The sequence below is a fragment of the Salinisphaera aquimarina genome, from assembly GCF_042643355.1.
GTDB lineage: Bacteria > Pseudomonadota > Gammaproteobacteria > Nevskiales > Salinisphaeraceae > Salinisphaera > Salinisphaera aquimarina.
Map to the genome: position 1 here is coordinate 551,323 of NZ_JBHRSS010000008.1, position 17,293 is coordinate 568,615.

Annotated in this window: 17 protein-coding genes and 1 tRNA gene; 3 read left to right on the top strand and 15 right to left on the bottom strand. The window is 62.7% G+C overall.

The features are described from left to right. Positions 1-42: 42 nt before the first annotated feature. Positions 43-726, bottom strand: a complete 684-nt coding sequence (locus ACFOSU_RS17955) for a glycine zipper 2TM domain-containing protein (protein WP_380691293.1) — start codon at positions 724-726, stop codon at positions 43-45. Between the two features lie 116 nt (positions 727-842). Between ACFOSU_RS17955 and cysZ the strand changes: the two genes are divergently transcribed. Then, complete coding sequence (cysZ, locus tag ACFOSU_RS17960; RefSeq protein ID WP_380691294.1) at positions 843-1,598, top strand: sulfate transporter CysZ; 756 nt, start codon at positions 843-845, stop codon at positions 1,596-1,598. Positions 1,599-1,620: 22 nt separating this feature from the next. Here cysZ and ACFOSU_RS17965 read toward each other — a convergent pair whose 3' ends face one another. Next, entirely contained in the window at positions 1,621-2,400 is a 780-nt protein-coding gene (locus tag ACFOSU_RS17965) for an HAD-IA family hydrolase (protein WP_380691295.1), read from the bottom strand. 423 nt (positions 2,401-2,823) lie between these two features. On the opposite strand from ACFOSU_RS17965, the gene dksA reads away from it, so the two are divergent. Continuing rightward, positions 2,824-3,267, top strand: coding sequence for an RNA polymerase-binding protein DksA (gene dksA / locus ACFOSU_RS17970; RefSeq protein ID WP_380691296.1), 444 nt, complete (start codon positions 2,824-2,826; stop codon positions 3,265-3,267). Between the two features lie 123 nt (positions 3,268-3,390). Then, positions 3,391-3,975, top strand: coding sequence for a polyhydroxyalkanoate synthesis repressor PhaR (gene phaR, locus ACFOSU_RS17975; protein ID WP_380691297.1), 585 nt, complete (start codon positions 3,391-3,393; stop codon positions 3,973-3,975). 519 nt (positions 3,976-4,494) lie between these two features. Here phaR and pnp read toward each other — a convergent pair. From pnp to nqrE, 13 genes are all read right to left on the bottom strand, one after another. Beyond that, positions 4,495-6,618 carry a polyribonucleotide nucleotidyltransferase gene (pnp, locus tag ACFOSU_RS17980; protein WP_380691298.1) on the bottom strand — a complete coding sequence of 708 codons (2,124 nt, stop codon included), beginning with the start codon at positions 6,616-6,618 and terminating at the stop codon, positions 4,495-4,497. A gap of 91 nt (positions 6,619-6,709) precedes the next feature. Continuing rightward, positions 6,710-6,979, bottom strand: coding sequence for a 30S ribosomal protein S15 (rpsO, locus tag ACFOSU_RS17985; protein WP_380691299.1), 270 nt, complete (start codon positions 6,977-6,979; stop codon positions 6,710-6,712). Between the two features lie 270 nt (positions 6,980-7,249). After that, a complete protein-coding gene (gene truB / locus ACFOSU_RS17990) occupies positions 7,250-8,176 on the bottom strand; it encodes a tRNA pseudouridine(55) synthase TruB (protein WP_380691300.1) in 927 nt (308 codons plus the stop codon). Continuing rightward, on the bottom strand, positions 8,163-8,594 hold the full coding sequence (gene rbfA / locus ACFOSU_RS17995) for a 30S ribosome-binding factor RbfA (protein ID WP_380691301.1): 432 nt from the start codon (positions 8,592-8,594) through the stop codon (positions 8,163-8,165). Before rbfA ends, truB begins: the two co-directional genes overlap by 14 nt. Positions 8,595-8,618: 24 nt before the next feature. Beyond that, positions 8,619-11,240, bottom strand: coding sequence for a translation initiation factor IF-2 (infB, locus tag ACFOSU_RS18000; RefSeq protein WP_380691302.1), 2,622 nt, complete (start codon positions 11,238-11,240; stop codon positions 8,619-8,621). A gap of 67 nt (positions 11,241-11,307) precedes the next feature. Beyond that, on the bottom strand, positions 11,308-12,834 hold the full coding sequence (gene nusA / locus ACFOSU_RS18005; RefSeq protein WP_380691303.1) for a transcription termination factor NusA: 1,527 nt from the start codon (positions 12,832-12,834) through the stop codon (positions 11,308-11,310). Positions 12,835-12,894: 60 nt separating this feature from the next. Next, entirely contained in the window at positions 12,895-13,347 is a 453-nt protein-coding gene (gene rimP, locus ACFOSU_RS18010) for a ribosome maturation factor RimP (RefSeq protein WP_380691304.1), read from the bottom strand. A gap of 77 nt (positions 13,348-13,424) precedes the next feature. Then, positions 13,425-13,501: transfer RNA gene (locus ACFOSU_RS18015), tRNA-Met, on the bottom strand. Positions 13,502-13,614: 113 nt separating this feature from the next. Next, positions 13,615-14,013 (bottom strand): CBS domain-containing protein, encoded by a 399-nt coding sequence (locus ACFOSU_RS18020; protein ID WP_380691305.1) that lies wholly within the window; start codon positions 14,011-14,013, stop codon positions 13,615-13,617. Next, positions 14,013-14,201 carry a DUF539 domain-containing protein gene (locus ACFOSU_RS18025; protein WP_380691306.1) on the bottom strand — a complete coding sequence of 63 codons (189 nt, stop codon included), beginning with the start codon at positions 14,199-14,201 and terminating at the stop codon, positions 14,013-14,015. The genes ACFOSU_RS18020 and ACFOSU_RS18025 overlap by 1 nt, the downstream gene beginning before the upstream one ends. Then, positions 14,198-15,253: an FAD:protein FMN transferase gene (locus ACFOSU_RS18030; protein WP_380691381.1), complete on the bottom strand. Its 1,056-nt coding sequence runs from the start codon at positions 15,251-15,253 to the stop codon at positions 14,198-14,200. The genes ACFOSU_RS18025 and ACFOSU_RS18030 overlap by 4 nt, the downstream gene beginning before the upstream one ends. Positions 15,254-15,398: 145 nt before the next feature. Continuing rightward, complete coding sequence (gene nqrF / locus ACFOSU_RS18035) at positions 15,399-16,628, bottom strand: NADH:ubiquinone reductase (Na(+)-transporting) subunit F (protein WP_380691307.1); 1,230 nt, start codon at positions 16,626-16,628, stop codon at positions 15,399-15,401. 39 nt (positions 16,629-16,667) lie between these two features. After that, on the bottom strand, positions 16,668-17,276 hold the full coding sequence (gene nqrE, locus ACFOSU_RS18040; protein WP_380691308.1) for an NADH:ubiquinone reductase (Na(+)-transporting) subunit E: 609 nt from the start codon (positions 17,274-17,276) through the stop codon (positions 16,668-16,670). Positions 17,277-17,293: the final 17 nt, after the last annotated feature.

The window sequence follows — 17,293 nt, forward strand, 5'->3', positions numbered from 1 at the left end:
GCCGAACAACAATCGAGCGACCCAGGGCAGCGGCGCAAGCGGCTACTTGATGAGCACGAGATTCTTGCCCTGTACCCGTACCCGCGTGCCGACGCTGACCGAGTCCGCGGTATCGACGTTGACGCTGCGCGAACCGCCGGCGTCCATCGCCACGTTGACCTGGTAGTAGGTTTGCTTGCGCACGCGTTTTTCGACCTCGTTGCCGGCAAAGGCACCGCCCAGGGTGCCGGCGATCTGGGCTATGGTCTTGCCGGTGCCGCTGCCGATCTGGCTACCTACCACCGCGCCAGCCACGCCCCCGGCGACCGCGCCGACGCCGCTGCCGCCCTTGCCGTTGACGGTAACCGGCGTGATCGAGCTGACCGTGCCGCAATCATTGCAGACCGGCTGGTCGTTGCTCTGGGCCTGTTCACGCGCATCGGCGCGCGCCTCGCGGGTGGCGGTGTCGGAGGCCTGCTTGGCCTGAGTCTGCTTCTGCTGTGCCTGCTGCTTCTGCGCGGAGGCGGCTTCGATCTTTTTCTCGGCGGCGAGTTTTTCCTTCTTGGCCTGGGCTTCGGCCTTGGCCTGCTCGGCCTGCTCCAGCTGCGCCTGCGCATCCTGCAGTTCGGCATTGGCCTGCTCGACCCGCGCCTGGGCATCTTCGGCATCGTTTTGCGAACAGCCGGCGAGCGCAAGCGCCAACACGCAGAGCATGACCGCAAGGCCGTGGGGGCGAAGAACTGGCATAACGAAACTCCGGTTTTGTCTTCTGGACTGGTATTGATTCATCGGGCTACATCGGCCATCAAGGCGTCGACTGATGTCTGCGAGCCTGAATTGTATTTTCTCTAACCGAACAGCACATGAACCCCATCACCGAATTCACCCTCGGCCCGACCTATCTGCTGCGTGGCTTCGGCCTGCTGCGAGAACGCTCGCTGCGTCGTTACGTGATCATTCCGATCCTGATCAATATCGCGCTGATCGTGGCGCTGGTGTCGTTGTTCGGCTGGCAGCTGGACAACTGGCTCGACGCCTGGCTATCCGGCCTGCCCGACTGGCTGCACTGGCTCGAAACCGTGCTGTGGTGGATCGCGCTGCTGCTGTCCACGCTCGCGTTCTGCTATGTGTTCACGCTGCTGGCGAATCTCATCGCCAGCCCGTTCAACGGCCTGCTCTCCGCGCAGGTGGAAAAACTGGTCACCGGCACCGCGCCGGAATCGGGCATGAGTCTGGCCGGGGAAATGGCCGACGGCGTACTCGGCGAGCTGCGCCGGCTGCGCTGGTACGGCGGCCGCGCATTGTTGCTCGGCATCCTGAGCCTCGCTCTGCTGTTCATTCCGCTGGCGAACCTGGCGATCGCGCCACTGTGGTTCATATTCGGCGCGTTCATGCTGTCGTTCGAGTATCTGGATCAGCCAATGGCCAATCGTGGCCTCACATTCCAGGCCAAGCTCGTGCGCCTGCGCTCAAGACGCTGGCGGCATCTGGGTTTCGGCAGCCTGGTCACGCTGGCGACGGCGATCCCGCTGGCCAATCTCGTGGTCATGCCGGCCGCCGTGGTGGGCGCCACGCTGCTGTATCTGGATACCGAGCCCGGCGTCATCGTGCGCAGATAGCCGGCGCACGGTTCAACGCCGCTCAACCCATCGCATTGAGGCGGCGCAGCACGTCCAGATCGACGTAGTCGAAGTCGAAGCCGGGCGACTGCAGGATGGTGACCGGCGCGCCGGGCTCGCCCAGCGAATCCACCACCGCGCGCGCCGCTTCGAAGGGGTGGTCACGGGTATCGGCGTTGATCGTCACCAGTGCGGGCACACCGGCTGCGTGCGCCGCGGTCGCGCCGGCGTTTGAATCCTCGATCGCGATACAGTCGGCGGGCGCGATGCTCATGCGCTCGCAGGCCGTGCGATACAGATCCGGGGCCGGCTTCTTGTGGGCCACCTCGTCGCTACAGATCGTGCGTTCTATATACGGCAGCAACTCGTCGCCGATCGCATACGCCAGAAACGGCTCCAGGGTCGCGCGGCTTGCGTTGGTCACGATCGCGATTCGCAGGCCGGCGTCCCCGGCTTCGCGGATCAACCGGGCCACGCCCGGCCGCAGCGGCACCTGACCTTTCTGCAGACGATCACGAAAATGCCGGGTCTTGCTCCGGTGGATCTCGTCGATCCAGCCCTGCCGGTCGCTGCGCACGCTGTCATCGTTGGCTTCGCCGAGCGCCGGGTCGTAGGCATCGAGATAATGGTCGATGCGCTCGCGCCCGCCCGAGATCAGCAGCAGCTTCCGATACAGCGACCGGGTCCAGCGCCAGTCCAGCCCGTGATCGCGAAACGCCTTGTTGTAGGCAGGCAAATGACCTTCGGGCTCCGTGTCGGCGAGAGTGCCATCGACATCGAAAAGCAGAACACCAAGAGGCATGGGCAGGCGGCGTGATCGCCGGGTGGAGTGAAGACGGCGAGAGTCTGCCAGAAGCCTGCGTCGCGCGCATCCCGTGAACCGGGATCGACTCGCTCCGCTGCCCAAGGGTAATTACCAGGGTGCCAAGGTAGCCAACCTAGCCGCCTGGTAGCAGCGCGTCGCGACACATCGGGCGGGCCGCGCCGGAGGGTGCCGGACGCGCCGCTGCGATACCACAAGGACTGCAACGCTGGCGACGCGGGCGTTGCCGCCCCGTCCCTTGGCCGTACGTCACGGTACCGCAGTCGGCTGTTTCGAACGCCCGCACCGGCGGCGCGAGGCGCCCGCGTCCGGCATCGACGCTCGGGGCAGGAACATGCCCATCATTGCGCCGGGCGCATTTATTTGCTAAACGTACGCGCTGTTTTCCGACACGAGGCCCCCATGGCTGCCACATCAAAAGCATCAAAACTTGATGCGCCTCAGCAGTTTACGCCCTATACCCCGAAAGAGGGTGAGGAGTACATGAATGAAGCGCAGCGTGCTCACTTCCGCAACATCCTCATGAACTGGAAGCGAGAGCTCATGGAAGAAGTGGATCGGACCATGCTTCACATGAAAGATGAGGCCGCGAATTTTCCGGACCCGACCGACCGTGCCAGTCAAGAGTCGGAATTCAGTCTCGAACTGCGCACCCGTGATCGCGAGCGCAAGCTGATTAGAAAAATAGACCAAGGGGTTGGGCGCGTCGATCGCGACGAATACGGATTTTGCGACACCTGCGGCACCGAAATCGGAATTCGTCGGCTGGAAGCGCGTCCCACCGCCACGCTGTGCGTCGATTGCAAGAGCCTGGACGAGATCCGGGAGCGCCAGCTCGGACGCTGACCCAGGCGCCGAAAGCCGGTTACAGAAAACGCCCGCATTCTCGCGGGCGTTTTTTATTAACGAAAACACGTACTCGCATACCGCAAACTACGCGCCAATCTGGCACAATCCCGTTATACCGCAATGCAACAAGCGGCGGATTACAACGACGGGGCAGCGAGGATGAGTCAAGAAAAACGGATCATCAAGAAGTATCCGAACAGGCGTTTGTACGACACCGAGGTGAGTCGCTACATCACGCTCGAGAATATTCGCCAGCTGGTAATACGCGGCGAAGACTTTCAGGTCATCGACAAACGCAGCGGTGACGACATCACCCGCACGATTCTGCTCCAGGTCATCAGCGAGCAGGAGGAAGGCGGCGATCCCATCTTCCGCACCGAAGTGCTACGCAACATCATTCGTTTCTACGGTGACTCCATGCAGAGCACCGTGAGTTCATATCTGGAGCTGTCGCTGGAGTTCTTTGGCGAGCAGCAGCAGCAGTTCAAGGATCGAATGCGCCGCCTGATCGGCGCCAACAACCCGCTGGTGACGCTGCGTGAGCTGTCCCAGTACCAGGTGCCGATCTGGCGCACCGTGCGGCGCGAGTTCCTGGCAAACCTGAAACGACGCGAAAAAGCGGAAGACGACGCTACAGAGTCCGCGCAAGCGGTCGATAACAACAACAGTAGCGATAAAACCGATCATAAGAATAGCCAATCGTGACGATGAAAATGATGTTTCATTTTTTTTCAACGGATCATTGACTAAAGTCGTAGACGCTCTTATACTGCAACGCAACATCAGCACAAACGCTGATGCCCGAATCTCCTCCGAAAGGCCTAACGGCCTTTCTCGCACTTAGCCCCCTTACCCTAGGGGGCTTTTTTTGTCTGTAATAAGCGCGCAGGTATTGATAGCGCTTGGTTCCGGGCGGCCTTGATGTTTCTCCACCGCTATCCTGATCAGCCTGACATGGTGCCCAGATCCACGCTTGGCGACGTCTCATGTGGCGACGGGCCGACACAGCCGGCGCCGGCGTTCTCCGTAAAAACCGGGGCCATCCCCCGACAGCTGCGAGACAGTGCCCGTACCGGCGCGACCAATTCGCCGTATCCTGCGCCCGCCATCGTGAGCAGCCCTGACCGGACATAAAAAAAGGCGCCCCAAAAGGCGCCTTTTCCATCATGCCGGTCGTTCAGCCCGGCTGCTCATGCATTCTCATGGCAACCGGCGCATTCGTCCTCAGCCTTCGGCCTGTTCGGACGTCTCGGCCATTTCCTTCATGGACAGACGGACACGGCCCTGGCGATCCACCTCCAGCACCTTGACCTTGACGGTCTGGCCTTCCGACAGCTCGTCGGTGACCTTTTCCACGCGGTGATCGGCGATCTGGGAGATATGCACGAGGCCATCGCGGCCCGGCACGAGATTCACGAAGGCGCCGAAGTCGACGATACGCACGACCTTGCCCTCGTAGACCTGACCCGCTTCGATGTCACGGGTGATGTCTTCGATACGCTTGATCGCCATATCGGCGGCCGACTTGTCGACGGCGGCGACATGGATCGTGCCGTCGTCTTCGATATCGATGCTCGCACCGGTCTCTTCGGTGATGCTGCGAATCGTGGCGCCGCCCTTGCCGATGACGTCGCGAATCTTGTCGGAGTCGATCTTGATCGTGAAGATACGCGGCGCCCATTCGGACACCTCGTCACGCGGCGAGGCGATGGCCTTGCCCATCACATCCAGGATGTGCAGGCGCCCTTCCCGGGCCTGCTCGAGCGCGGCTTCCATGATCTCCCGGGTGATACCGGCGATCTTGATATCCATCTGCAGCGCGGTGATGCCGTCGTTGGAGCCGGCCACCTTGAAGTCCATGTCACCCAGGTGATCCTCGTCGCCGAGAATGTCGGTGAGTACGGCGAACTTGTCGCCTTCCTTGATCAGACCCATGGCCACGCCGGCCACCGGTGCCTTGATCGGCACGCCTGCGTCCATCAGCGCCAGGCTGGTGCCGCAGACCGAGGCCATCGAAGACGAACCATTGGACTCGGTGACTTCCGAGACCACGCGCATCACGTAGGGGAATTCCTTCTCGAGGTCCGGCAGCACGCCCATGATGGCGCGCTTGGCCAGCTTGCCGTGGCCGATCTCGCGACGCTTAGGGCTGCCCATGAAGCCGGTCTCGCCGACGCTGTAGGGGGGGAAGTTGTAGTGCAGCATGAACGGGTCTTCATACTTGCCTTCAACCGCGTCGATCCGCTGTGCGTCACGCGAGGTGCCCAGCGTGGTGACCACCAGCGCCTGGGTCTCGCCGCGGGTGAACAGGGCCGAGCCATGGGTACGCGGCAGCACGCCGGTACGAATGGTCAGACCGCGCACGGTGCGGGTGTCGCGACCGTCGATACGCGGCTCGCCGTCGAGAATACGCGAACGCACGGTCTTCTTCTCGAGTGCGCCGAGCGCGCCCTTGACGTCGTCGCGCGTCCAGCCTTCCTCGCCTTCGGCGGCGGCCAGTTCGGCCACCACGGCTTCCTTGATCTCGGACAGGCGCGTGCCGCGTTCCTGCTTGTCGGCGATCTGGTAGGCGGCGGTGACGTCGTCCTTGGCGACCCGCGCCACGGCCTCGGCCAGCGATTCGTCGGTCGGCGCCGGCTGCCAGTTCCAGGACGGCTTGCCCACTTCGCTGGCCATTTTCTCGATCGCCTGGATCGCGACCTGCAGCTGCTCGTGGCCGAACAGTACCGCGCCCAGCATGATCTCTTCCGACAGCTGCTTGGCTTCGGATTCCACCATCAGCACCGCATCGGCGGTACCGGCGACGACCAGGTTCAGATCGCCTTCCTTGAGCTGTGTCGCACTCGGGTTGAGGATATATTCGCCGTTGGCATAGCCCACGCGCGCACCGCCGATCGGGCCGGCAAACGGCATGCCGGAGATGGCGAGCGCCGCCGAGGCGCCGATCATGGCGGGGATATCGGAATCGATCTCGGGATCGACCGACATCACCGTGGCCACGATCTGGACTTCGTTATAGAAACCCTTCGGGAACAGCGGGCGGATGGGTCGGTCGATCAGACGACAGGTCAGCGTCTCTTTCTCGCCGGGGCGCCCTTCACGCTTGAAGAAGCCGCCCGGGATCTTGCCGCCGGCGTAGGTGCGTTCCTGATAATTGACGGTCAGCGGGAAGAACGCTGCGTTGGGCGCGGCCTCCTTCTTGCCTACCGCGGTCACGAACACCGTGGTATCCCCCATGCTCACCTTGACGGCGCCATCGGCCTGGCGGGCGATCTCGCCCGTCTCGAGGGTCACGGCATGCTCGCCGAACTGAAATGTCTGCGTGCTGGTTACGGTAACGTTGCTCACGTGTATGTCCTATGTATTCTTTTCAAACAAAAAAGCGCCCGGCTCGGCATACCGAGGGGCGCTTTCGCAATGGGCGCTCGAACCGTCGCGCTTAGCGGCGCAGGCCCAGGTCGCTGATCAAGGCCTTGTACCGCGAGGCATCGTGGCGCTTGATGTAGTCAAGCAGCTTGCGGCGCTGATTGACCATCTTGAGCAGACCACGGCGCGAATGGTGATCGGCCTTGTGCGCATCAAAATGGGCACCGAGCTGACTGATACGAGTCGTCAGCAGGGCAACCTGCACTTCCGGGGAACCGGTATCACCGGTGCCACGACTATGCTTGGTAATAACTTCGGATTTTTCTTCGGTCGACAGGGCCATATTTACTCCTGACTGGAAAGACAACCACTGCAACCCCCGGACCTGCGAAAAGCAAGCCGGCTTTTTCCAAATCGCGGGGCTGGGAAGCACGATACGTATCGTGCGTTTCCCTGCGGCGCGTTTTGGAAAAAGCCCGTGCGCTCTCGGCGTCGGTGGGCGGCCGCAGTGCTCAACAAGGCGCGTATTCTAGCGGCTCACGCGCCTCAAGTACAACAATATTCAACGTCCGGGCACCACCGGCGCCAAAGCGGCAACCATAATGCCCTGCCCTCATCGCTGCGGGCGCGCAAACAGCCGCTTGGGCGCCAGCAATCCGTGGTCGTCCACGCAGCCCAGACCCAGCAACCGTTCCTGTTCATCGACGATACACAGCAACTCGTCCGGCGCCGATGCCGGCACCGCGCAGCGAACCTGCTGGCCGTAACTGATGGCGCGCGCGCCGTTGGCATCCAACTGCACGCTCGGCCAGTCGCCGATGATCGTGGACAGCGGCAACAACAGCTGCGCCAGCGCGTCGTCGTCGCCGCGGCGGGCTTCGATGTCGTCGAGCGCGGTCATGGGGTGCTGGGTACCGAGCGCGCCGACCCCCACCCTGCGCAAACGACCGACGTGGGCGCGCGCGCCCCAGGAACGTGCGATGTCCTCGACCAGGGTACGGATATAGGTGCCGCTGGATACGCGCACATCGAGGCTGAAGCTCGCCGCATCGCAGTCCAGCAGTTCGAGCGAATGCACGATGATATCGCGCGGCTCGCGCTCGACGGTCACCCCGGCGCGCGCGTGCTCGTAGAGGCGTTTTCCGTCTTTCTTGAGGGCCGAATACATCGGCGGTATCTGCTGTTGCGCACCGACGAACGCCGTGAGCCGTGTTTCCAGCTCGCCCCGCTCCGGCGCGCCGACCTCGCTGCGCGCGGTCAATTCGCCTTCGAGATCGCCGGTCGCGGTCTCGGCACCGACTATGGCGGTCACGCGATAATGTTTCTGTGCCGACAGAAGATAACCGGATACCTTGGTGGCCTCGCCCAGACAGACCGGCAGAAGCCCGCTTGCGAGCGGATCCAGGCTGCCGGTATGGCCGGCCTTGCGTGCATCGAAAGCGCGCCTGACGCGCTGCAGGGCGGTGTTCGAGGAACACCCCAGCGGCTTGTCCAGTAGCACCACGCCGTCGATATCGCGACCGCGCTTACGCCGTGCCATCGTCCTCGCGCGGGGCCTCGTCGATACTATCGCCGTCGTCGGCATCGCTGTAGAGACGATCCTCGGCCACGGCCGATTTGATCACGCCCGCGAGACGCTGCGCCTCGCGTTCCGTTGCATCCTCGAAGAATCGCAACTCCGGCACCGTGCGCAGACGCAGGCGCTTGCTGAGTTCGCGTTTGAGATAACCGCTGGCGGCGCGCAGCCCTTCCAGCACCTCGGGTGCCTTCTCGTTTGCCGCGGTCACATCGAAACTGCCGAAGAAGACCTTGGCGTGTTTGAAATCGGCCGAGACGTTCACATCTGTGATCGCAACCAGTCGCACACGCGGGTCCTTGACCTCGGTGGTCAACAGAACGCCAAGCTCGCGCTTGATCTGATCGGCGACCCGGTCCTTGCGCTTGAATTCGCGTGGCATGACTGAAGAACCGCCGCGCCCGCGTTAAGCGGGTTCGGCCGTCTTGACCGCGCGATTGACCTCGGTGCGCTCATACACCTCGATCTGGTCGCCCGGCTTGATGTCGTTGTAGTTCTTCACGCCGATACCGCATTCGGTACCCGCCGGAACCCGGTTGACGTCGTCCTTGTGCCGGCGCAGCGATTCCAGTTCGCCTTCGTAGACGACCACGTTGTCTCGCAGCACGCGAATGGGCTGACCGCGCACGACGTTGCCGTCGGCCACCAGACAGCCGGCAATGGCGCCGAGCTTGGAGGAACGGAACACATCGCGCACCTCGGCCAGACCGATGATCTCTTCACGCAGTTCGGTACCGAGCAGACCGCTGACCGCGTCGGTGACATCCTGGATCGCTTCGTAGATGACGCTGTAATAACGCACATCCACGCCCGATTCCTGGATCGTCTTGCGGGCCTTGGCGTCCGCACGCACGTTGAAGCCGAGAATAATCGCCTGCGAGGCCAGCGCCAGTTCCACGTCGGACTCGCTGATACCGCCAACACCGCTCGAAATGATGCGGATCTTGACCTCTTCGGCCGGAATCTTGCCCAGCGACTCGACCAGCGCTTCCACGCTGCCCTGCACGTCGCCCTTGATGACGAGATTGAGGCTTTTGGTCTTGGCCGCCCCGCCCTCGTCGCCGATGGTGGAGAAGACTTCTTCCAGGCGCGCGGCCTGCTGCTGGGCGAGCTTGTTCTCGCGGCGATGTTCTTCACGCTGCGCCGCAATCTCGCGGGCGCGTTTTTCATCGGCCACCACGAACGCGTCGTCGCCCGCTTCCGGCGTGCCCGAAAGACCCAGCACCTCGACCGGCATCGAGGGGCCGGCGGTTTTAACCTGCTCGCCGAGTTCATTGAACATGGCACGCACGCGCCCGAAATGCGGACCGGCCAGAATACTGTCGCCACGCTTGAGCGTGCCGGCCTTGACCAGAATCGTCGCCACCGGGCCACGCCCCTTTTCGAGACTGGATTCGATCACGGTACCGCGGGCCGGCACATCGACCGGCGCCTTGAATTCCGACAGCTCGGCCTGCAACAGGATGGCGTCCAGCAGATCGTCGACACCGTCACCGGTATGCGAGGACACCGGCACGACCTGGATATCGCCGCCCCAGTCTTCCGGGATGATGTCTTCAGCCGACAGGCCGCTCTTGACCTTGTCGAGATCGGCGCCGGAGACGTCCATCTTGGTTACCGCGACCACGATTGGCACGCCGGCCGCCCGTGCGTGCTGGATCGATTCCTTGGTCTGCGGCATGACGCCGTCGTCGGCCGCGACGATCAGAATCGCGATGTCGGTGATCTTGGCGCCACGGGCACGCATGCGTGTGAACGCGGCGTGTCCGGGCGTATCGATGAAGGTGATCGCGCCCTTGGCGTGTTTCACATGATAGGCGCCGATATGCTGGGTGATGCCACCGGCTTCGCCCGCCTGCACCTTGGTGCGGCGGATGTAATCGAGCAACGAGGTCTTGCCGTGATCGACATGGCCCATGATGGTGACCACCGGGGCCCGCGACACGCCTTCGACTTCCTCTTCCTCGGCGCGCACTTCCTCGACCAGCGCCTCCTCGGCGCTTTCGGTCTTGACCATCTTCGGGTTGTGGCCCATTTCCTCGACCAGAATCGTCGCCGTATCCTGGTCGACGGTCTGGTTGATGGTGGCCATCACGCCCAGCTTCATCATCCGCTTGAGCAGATCGCCGCCCTTGACGGCCATGCGCTGGGCCAGATCGGCCACGGTGATGAGCTCGGGAATCTCGATGTCGCGCACGACCGGCGCGGTCGGGCGTTCGAAGCCGTGATCGGTGCCCACGGCCACATTGCGACCGCGAGTGACGCGCTTCTTCTTGCTCTTGCGGCGACCCTGCTTGCCCTCGGCGACATGCAGCTCGGAGCGTTTGCCACGATTGCGTTCACGCTTGGCGTCTTCTTCGGTGCGGCCATGACTCTCGGCGGCACGGCGCAGATTTTCCTGGGCACGCGAACGCGCGTCGTCGACGTTGACCGTGCGCTTGGCACGTTCCTTGTCCAGCGCCTCGCGGTCGGCGGCTTCCTGAGCCGCGCGCTGGGCGGAGACTTCGGCTTCGCGACGGGCCTTCTCTTCCGTCTCGAGACGCTCGGCTTCCTCGCGTTCGAGTTTGGCCTGCTCCTCGGCGCGCTGGGCTTCCTCGGCGCGCGTGCGTTCGGCCTGCTCGGCCTCGGCGCGCGCCTGCTCCTCGGCGGCGTTGTTCTGCTCGACCGCCTCGGGGCTTTCCTGGGTTTCCTCTTCCTGCTGGCCCTTGTTCACGTAGGTGCGCCGCTTGCGCACTTCCACGCTCACGGTTCGCCCGGAGGTGGCACCGCGGCCGGTGTTGACCTTGAGCTCGGAGGTCGAGCGTCGCCGCAGCGATACCTTGCCACGGCCACTCGTGCCCAGCTTGCCGCCGCTCTTGCCCGCACCACCGGCGTCACGCATGTGACGCAGCAGTTTGAGCTTGTCGTCGTCGTTGATGCTGTCGCTTTCGGTCGACGCGGTAATACCGGCTTCGGCCAAGCGCGTGATCAGTCGCTCCACCGGAATACCGACTTCCGATGCCAGCTGTTTGACTGTCGTTTGCGCCATATTCTACTTACTCCATGGGCGGGCCACCGGCGGTTCGCCGCGGGCCCTTCCCGTTAATTCGGGACAATTATTCGGCGCCGGCCTGCTCGTCGGCAAACCAGTGTGCGCGGGCCGCCATGATCAGCTTGCCCGCATCGGCTTCGTCCATTTCAACCAGCTCGACCAGTTCGTCCGCGCCGAGTTCGGCGAGATCGTCGCGTGACACCACGCCCTTCTGGGCCAGTGCGGCGGCGAGCTCTGCGTCGACACCGTCGACCTCGAGCAGATCGTCCTCGGGCGCGGCATCGCCGCCCTCGGCGCTCGAAATCGCCTTGGTCAGCAGATAATCGCGCGCACGACCGCGCAACTCTTCCACGATATCCTCGTCGAACTCCTCGATCTCGAGCAGTTCCTCCATCGGGATGTAGGCGATCTCTTCGGTCGTCGTGAAACCTTCCTGCACCAGGATGACGGCGACTTCGTCGTCGACATCCAGCTGTTCGCGGAACATCGCCTGCAACGCTTCGCCCTCGGCCTCGCTCTTGGCGTCGGCATCCTCGAGCGTCATCACGTTCAGATGCCAGCCGGTGAGTTCGGACGCCAGCCGGATGTTCTGGCCGCCACGGCCGATCGCCTTGGCCAGGATATCCTCGGCCACCGCGAGATCCATGCTGCCCGAATCCTCGTCAAGCACGATGGACTCGACTTCCGCCGGGGCCATCGCGTTGATCACGAACTGGGCCGGGTTCTCGTTCCACATGATGATGTCGATGCGTTCGCCGGCCAGCTCGTTGGATACGCTTTGTACGCGCGAGCCGCGCATGCCGACGCAGGCGCCGACCGGATCGATACGTCGATCCTTGGCCAGAACCGAAATCTTGGCGCGCAGACCGGGGTCGCGCGCCGCGCCGCGCAGCTCGATCAGACCCTGGCCGACTTCCGGCACCTCGAGCTTGAACAGCTCGATCAGGAACTCGGGCCGGGTGCGCGATACGAACAACTGAGGGCCACGCTGCTCGGGCCGCACGTCGTAGAGGAAACCGCGCACGCGATCACCCGGACGCATCGGCTCGCGCGGAATCATCTGATCGCGCGGAATGATGGCTTCGGCGTTGCCGCCCAGGTCGAGAATCACGGCGCCGCGCTCCATGCGCTTGACCAGACCGGTGATCAACTCGCCGACGCGGTGCTTGTACTGATCGACGATCTGGGCGCGTTCGGCTTCACGCACCTTCTGCACGATGACCTGCTTGGCGGCCTGTGCCGCGATGCGGCCGAACTCAACCGACTCCATCGGCTCTTCGATGACGTCGCCGGGCTGCAGATCGGGATTCTTTTCCTGGGCCGACTCAAGCGAGATTTCGCGATCCGGCGCCTCGATGAACACCGGCTCGCCATCTTCGCCTTCGGCGCCCGGCTCGATCACGTCCCAGCGACGGAACGTTTCGTAGTTGCCGGTCTTGCGGTCGACGGTCACGCGCACAGCGATCTCGCCGCCGTGCTTCTTGCGCGTTGCCGAGGCTAGTGCAGCCTCGATCGCCTCGAAGATGATTTCCTTGTCGACACCTTTCTCGTTGGAAACCGCTTCGGCGACCAAAAGGACATTCTTGTTCATCGCTGCCACCCGAAATCGTTCGTGTTGCGTTTGACCGGTGCGCCTGTCTGTCTGGCGGCTCTACGCTTCAAATACCGGCTCCAATCGTGCCTTGGCCATATCGCCCGTCGAGAGGCTATATGTCTGGTCATCACAGCCCAAATCAACCGTGTCGCCGTTGACCGCCAGGATCGTGCCGCGCAGCTTCCGCTTGCCATCGACCGGCGCGAACATGTTGACTCGCGCCCGCTCGCCGACGAACCGCGCAAAGTGCGCGCCCGTGACCAGTGGACGATCAAGACCCGGCGAAGAGACTTCAAGCTGGTATTCACTACCCCCTGCGTCTTCCACGTCGAGCGTGGCGCTGACTTCGCGACTGACCTTCTCGCAGTCTTCCAGTGCGATTCCGTCGGGCGAGTCTATGTACAGGCGCAACACGCTGCTGCGACCGGCCCCCGTGGATTCCAGGTGCCAGAGCTCATAACCGAGATCGGTTACGATCGGTTCCAGCAATTGAAGAAGCCGTTGCGACATAGAGCGCCAAGAATTGCGACGTAAATAAACCGCCAATAAAAAAGCCCCGCATCGGGGGCTTTTATCCAACCAAGATGTGGTAGCGGGGGCAGGATTCGAACCTGCGACCTTCGGGTTATGAGCCCGACGAGCTGCCAGACTGCTCCACCCCGCACCCGATGGCGCGAAACTATAATGATTTGCTGCCCGTTTTGCAAGGGGCCAGCAGTGCTTCATCACAGTTCGTCAAAAAACGGTCAGTCTCTTGCCTTGCGGCGATAACCGAGACTAACGCTGGCGCTCGAATGCCCTGAGGACGTCCCTTCTGGTGATCATGCCAACGAGGCGATTTTCGAGCATCACCGGCAATGTCTTCAAGGACGAGTCCCGGAATATCCGAGCTGCGGCTACTATACTGTCTTCGGCGTCGACTGTCACTACTTTTCTCGACATCAAGGGCTCGATCGTGCCGGCGGCATCGTCGTAATAGCCCGCATCGAGCGCAACGCCCATGACATCCTTCTCGGAGAGAAAACCGGTGATGTTGCCGAGCCGGTCGAGCACGGGTGCGCCCGACACGTTCTGCTCGAGCAGCAGATGCACGGCGCGCATCACGTCGGTATCCGGCGTGAAGGTTACCAGCACCTCGTGCATGTAATCCTTGATGATGAGCGTCGACCCGATCATTACAGGCTCTTGCTCGCGTCGGGCGGCGGACAGCTGCCGCCCTTGCTGCAGGCGCAGTCACCGCCGCCCACGCCACCGCAACTGCCCTTGATCTCGCGTCCGGTGACCATGACACCAATGGCCATGGCGCCGACGACGAGCGCCATCACGCCGAATACAACGAACATGAGTGCAAGAAACTGTGTCATTTCGCCTCCTTCAGATAAGGCTTGAAGGCATTGGAACCTTCTTCAGTATACGCGCCCTCGTGACCACTCACGAAAAGCGCGGCAATCTCGTGCTTGTCAGCGTAGCGCATTCCCACCTGTGGCCCCATGACCAGCAGCGCGGTGGCCATGGCATCGGCCGTGAGGGCATCCGCCGCGATCACGGTCACGGCCCGTAGATCATGGGCCACCGGCCGGCCCGTCCGCGGGTCGATCGTATGCGAGAAACGATGCCCGTCGAGCTCGATGTAATCACGATAATCGCCGGACGTGGTCATGCCTGCGTTCTTCAGCCCGACAACTCTTTCAATCGCGCGTACACCGGATTCGGGCTTTTCCACACCGATCCGCCACGGTCGCTGATCACTTTTGCTGCCGTGCGCATAGAGCTCACCGCCCAGTTCGACCAGAAAATGCGACAGACCCAGCTTTTCCAGCGCCGCGGCGATGCGATCGACCGTGAACCCCTGGGCAAGCCCCGCGAGGTCGAGCGTGGCATCTGCGCTCTTCTTGCGCAGCGCCGGCGGATCGCTGCGCACCTCGATCAGGCCGATCCCGGTTTTCTCGCGTGCCGCATCGAGCTCGGCCCGGGTCGGCAGGTGCTGGGGTGCGTCCGCCTCCGCGCCGAAGCCCCATATTCGCAGAATGGGCCCGAGCGTGACATCGAAGGCCCCGCCTGTGTCACGACCGATGGCCAGCGCGCGCTGCGTGACCTGCGCCAGCGCCGGTGACACCGGAATCCAGGTGTCGGCCTTGGCCGCGTTGAATTTCGACACTTCGGAATCGTCACGCCACGTCGACATCTGCCGATCAATGTCGTCGATGACGCGCCGGGCCGCCGCGCGCACCGCATCGGCGTCCACCCGACCCGGCTCCATCACCGTGATCTTGTAGGTCGTGCCCTGCGCCGGGCCACCGATCTGAATCGGCTCTGCCGGCTTGCCACAGGCCGCGACCAGCACGGCCGTACCGCAGATCAGTGCCAGCATGAACGCTGTACGACCCGATTTGCGCTTGGCGACGATCTCGAACATCCGGTTCACGTCAGTTTCCTTTCGATTCGACCTTCGCATCGCCGCGCCTCGATATTTTTCGCGAGGACTGCGGCGCTATAAAAAAACCCCGCGCAGCGGCGGCTCGCGCGGGGTCTGGCTCCATGACGGGTGGCCGGCGGACCGATCAACCGCCGAAATCGTCGAGCATGATGTTTTCGGGCTCGACGCCGAGATCCTCAAGCATGTTGATCACCGAAGCATTCATGATCGGCGGGCCACACAGATAGTATTCGCAATCCTCGGGCGCCGGATGGTCCTTCAGATAGCGCTCGAACAGAACGTTATGGATGAAGCCGGTTTCGCCGTCCCATTCATCCTCTTCCTTGGCATCGGACAGGGCAACGGTCCACTGGAAGTTGTCGTTCTTGGCGGCCAGCTGATCGAAGTCGTCGACGTAGAACATCTCGCGCCGCGAGCGCGCGCCGTACCAGAACGTCATCTTGCGGTCGGTGCCGATCCGACCCAGCTGGTCGAAGATATGCGAGCGCATGGGCGCCATGCCAGCGCCACCACCCACGAACACCATTTCCGCGGCCGTTTCCTTGGCAAAGAACTCGCCGAAGGGGCCCGAAATCGTCACTTCGTCGCCGGCCTTGAGGCCGAAGATATAGGAACTCATCTCGCCCGGCTTGACGTCGGGGTTGCGCGGCGGCGGCGTCGCGATCCGGACATTGAGCATGATGATGCCCGCTTCTTCCGGATAATTGGCCATCGAATAGGCACGGGTGACGGTGTCATCGACCTTCGAGACATAGCGCCAGAGGTTGTGGGTGTCCCAGTCCTCGTGGAAGCGCTCGTCGATGATGTAATCCTTGTACGCCACCTCGTGCGGCGGGCAGCTGATCTGGATATAACCGCCGGCCCGGAAATTGACATGTTCGCCTTCGGGCAACTCCAGCACCAGTTCCTTGATGAAGGTGGCGACATTGTCGTTGGAGCGGACCTTGCACTTCCACTGCTTGACGCCGAAGACCTCCTCCGGCACCTGGATCTTCATGTCCTGTTTGACGGTCACCTGACACGACAGGCGCTCGCCTTCGCGCGCCTCGCGCTTGTTGATGTGCGATTCCTCGGTCGGCAGGATCGCACCGCCGCCCTCGAGCACCTTGACCCGACACTGGGCACAGGTACCACCGCCACCACAGGCCGAGGACACATAGAGCTTGGAGTCGGCCAGCGCACCGAGCAACTTGCTGCCGACCGGCGCCTTGATGGTCTTCTCGCCGTTGATTTCGATGTTGACGTTGCCGGTGGCCACCAGGCGCGACTTGGCCAGCAGAATCACGGCGACGAGGAACAGCACAACGCCGGTAAACACGCTGACGCCGAGACTGATTTGCGCTATTTCACCCATGGGATCCTACGTTCCTGAAAGGCAGACGACGCGGCCGAGCTAGAGCTGGATGCCGGAGAAGGCCATGAAGCCCAGCGACATCAACCCAACCGTGATGAAAGTGATGCCCAGCCCCTGCAAACCGTCCGGCACGTCGGAGTACTTGAGCTTCTCGCGCACGCCGGCCAGCGCTGCGATCGCGAGCGCCCAGCCGATACCGCTGCCGAAACCGTAGGTCAGGCTCTCGCCGAAGTTGTAGTCGCGTTCGACCATGAACAGCGAGCCGCCCATGATCGCGCAGTTGACCGTGATCAGCGGCAGGAAGATGCCGAGGGCGCTGTGCAGCGCCGGCACGAAACGGTCCAGAAACATTTCCAGAATCTGCACGATCGCCGCGATCACGCCGATGTAACTGATCAGGCCGAGAAAACTCAGATCCACATTCGGCATGCCGGCCCAGGCCAGCGCACCGCCCTTGAGCAGATGCTGATAGATCAGGTTGTTGACCGGTACGGTCAGCCCCTGGACCACGATCACGGCGATACCGAGACCGATGGCCGTGGAGATCTTTTTCGACAGTGCGAGGAAGGTGCACATGCCGAGAAAGAACGCCAACGCCAGATTCTCGATGAAAACCGACTTGATCAGAATGCTGAGATAGTCTTCCACGTGCTGTTCTCCTGTCG

Bases quoted from the DNA above. Each gene is read 5' to 3' on its own strand.
- rpsO (WP_380691299.1), bottom strand. From the start codon at position 6,979: ATGGCCCTGTCGACCGAAGAAAAATCCGAAGTTATTACCAAGCATAGT.
- ACFOSU_RS17965 (WP_380691295.1), bottom strand. From the start codon at position 2,400: ATGCCTCTTGGTGTTCTGCTTTTCGATGTCGATGGCACTCTCGCCGAC.
- nqrF (WP_380691307.1), bottom strand. From the start codon at position 16,628: ATGGGTGAAATAGCGCAAATCAGTCTCGGCGTCAGCGTGTTTACCGGC.
- rimP (WP_380691304.1), bottom strand. From the start codon at position 13,347: ATGTCGCAACGGCTTCTTCAATTGCTGGAACCGATCGTAACCGATCTC.
- truB (WP_380691300.1), bottom strand. From the start codon at position 8,176: ATGGCACGGCGTAAGCGCGGTCGCGATATCGACGGCGTGGTGCTACTG.
- dksA (WP_380691296.1), top strand. From the start codon at position 2,824: ATGGCTGCCACATCAAAAGCATCAAAACTTGATGCGCCTCAGCAGTTT.
- rbfA (WP_380691301.1), bottom strand. From the start codon at position 8,594: ATGCCACGCGAATTCAAGCGCAAGGACCGGGTCGCCGATCAGATCAAG.
- ACFOSU_RS17955 (WP_380691293.1), bottom strand. From the start codon at position 726: ATGCCAGTTCTTCGCCCCCACGGCCTTGCGGTCATGCTCTGCGTGTTG.
- phaR (WP_380691297.1), top strand. From the start codon at position 3,391: ATGCAACAAGCGGCGGATTACAACGACGGGGCAGCGAGGATGAGTCAA.
- infB (WP_380691302.1), bottom strand. From the start codon at position 11,240: ATGGCGCAAACGACAGTCAAACAGCTGGCATCGGAAGTCGGTATTCCG.
- ACFOSU_RS18020 (WP_380691305.1), bottom strand. From the start codon at position 14,013: ATGATCGGGTCGACGCTCATCATCAAGGATTACATGCACGAGGTGCTG.
- nusA (WP_380691303.1), bottom strand. From the start codon at position 12,834: ATGAACAAGAATGTCCTTTTGGTCGCCGAAGCGGTTTCCAACGAGAAA.
- ACFOSU_RS18030 (WP_380691381.1), bottom strand. From the start codon at position 15,253: ATGTTCGAGATCGTCGCCAAGCGCAAATCGGGTCGTACAGCGTTCATG.
- ACFOSU_RS18025 (WP_380691306.1), bottom strand. From the start codon at position 14,201: ATGACACAGTTTCTTGCACTCATGTTCGTTGTATTCGGCGTGATGGCG.
- cysZ (WP_380691294.1), top strand. From the start codon at position 843: ATGAACCCCATCACCGAATTCACCCTCGGCCCGACCTATCTGCTGCGT.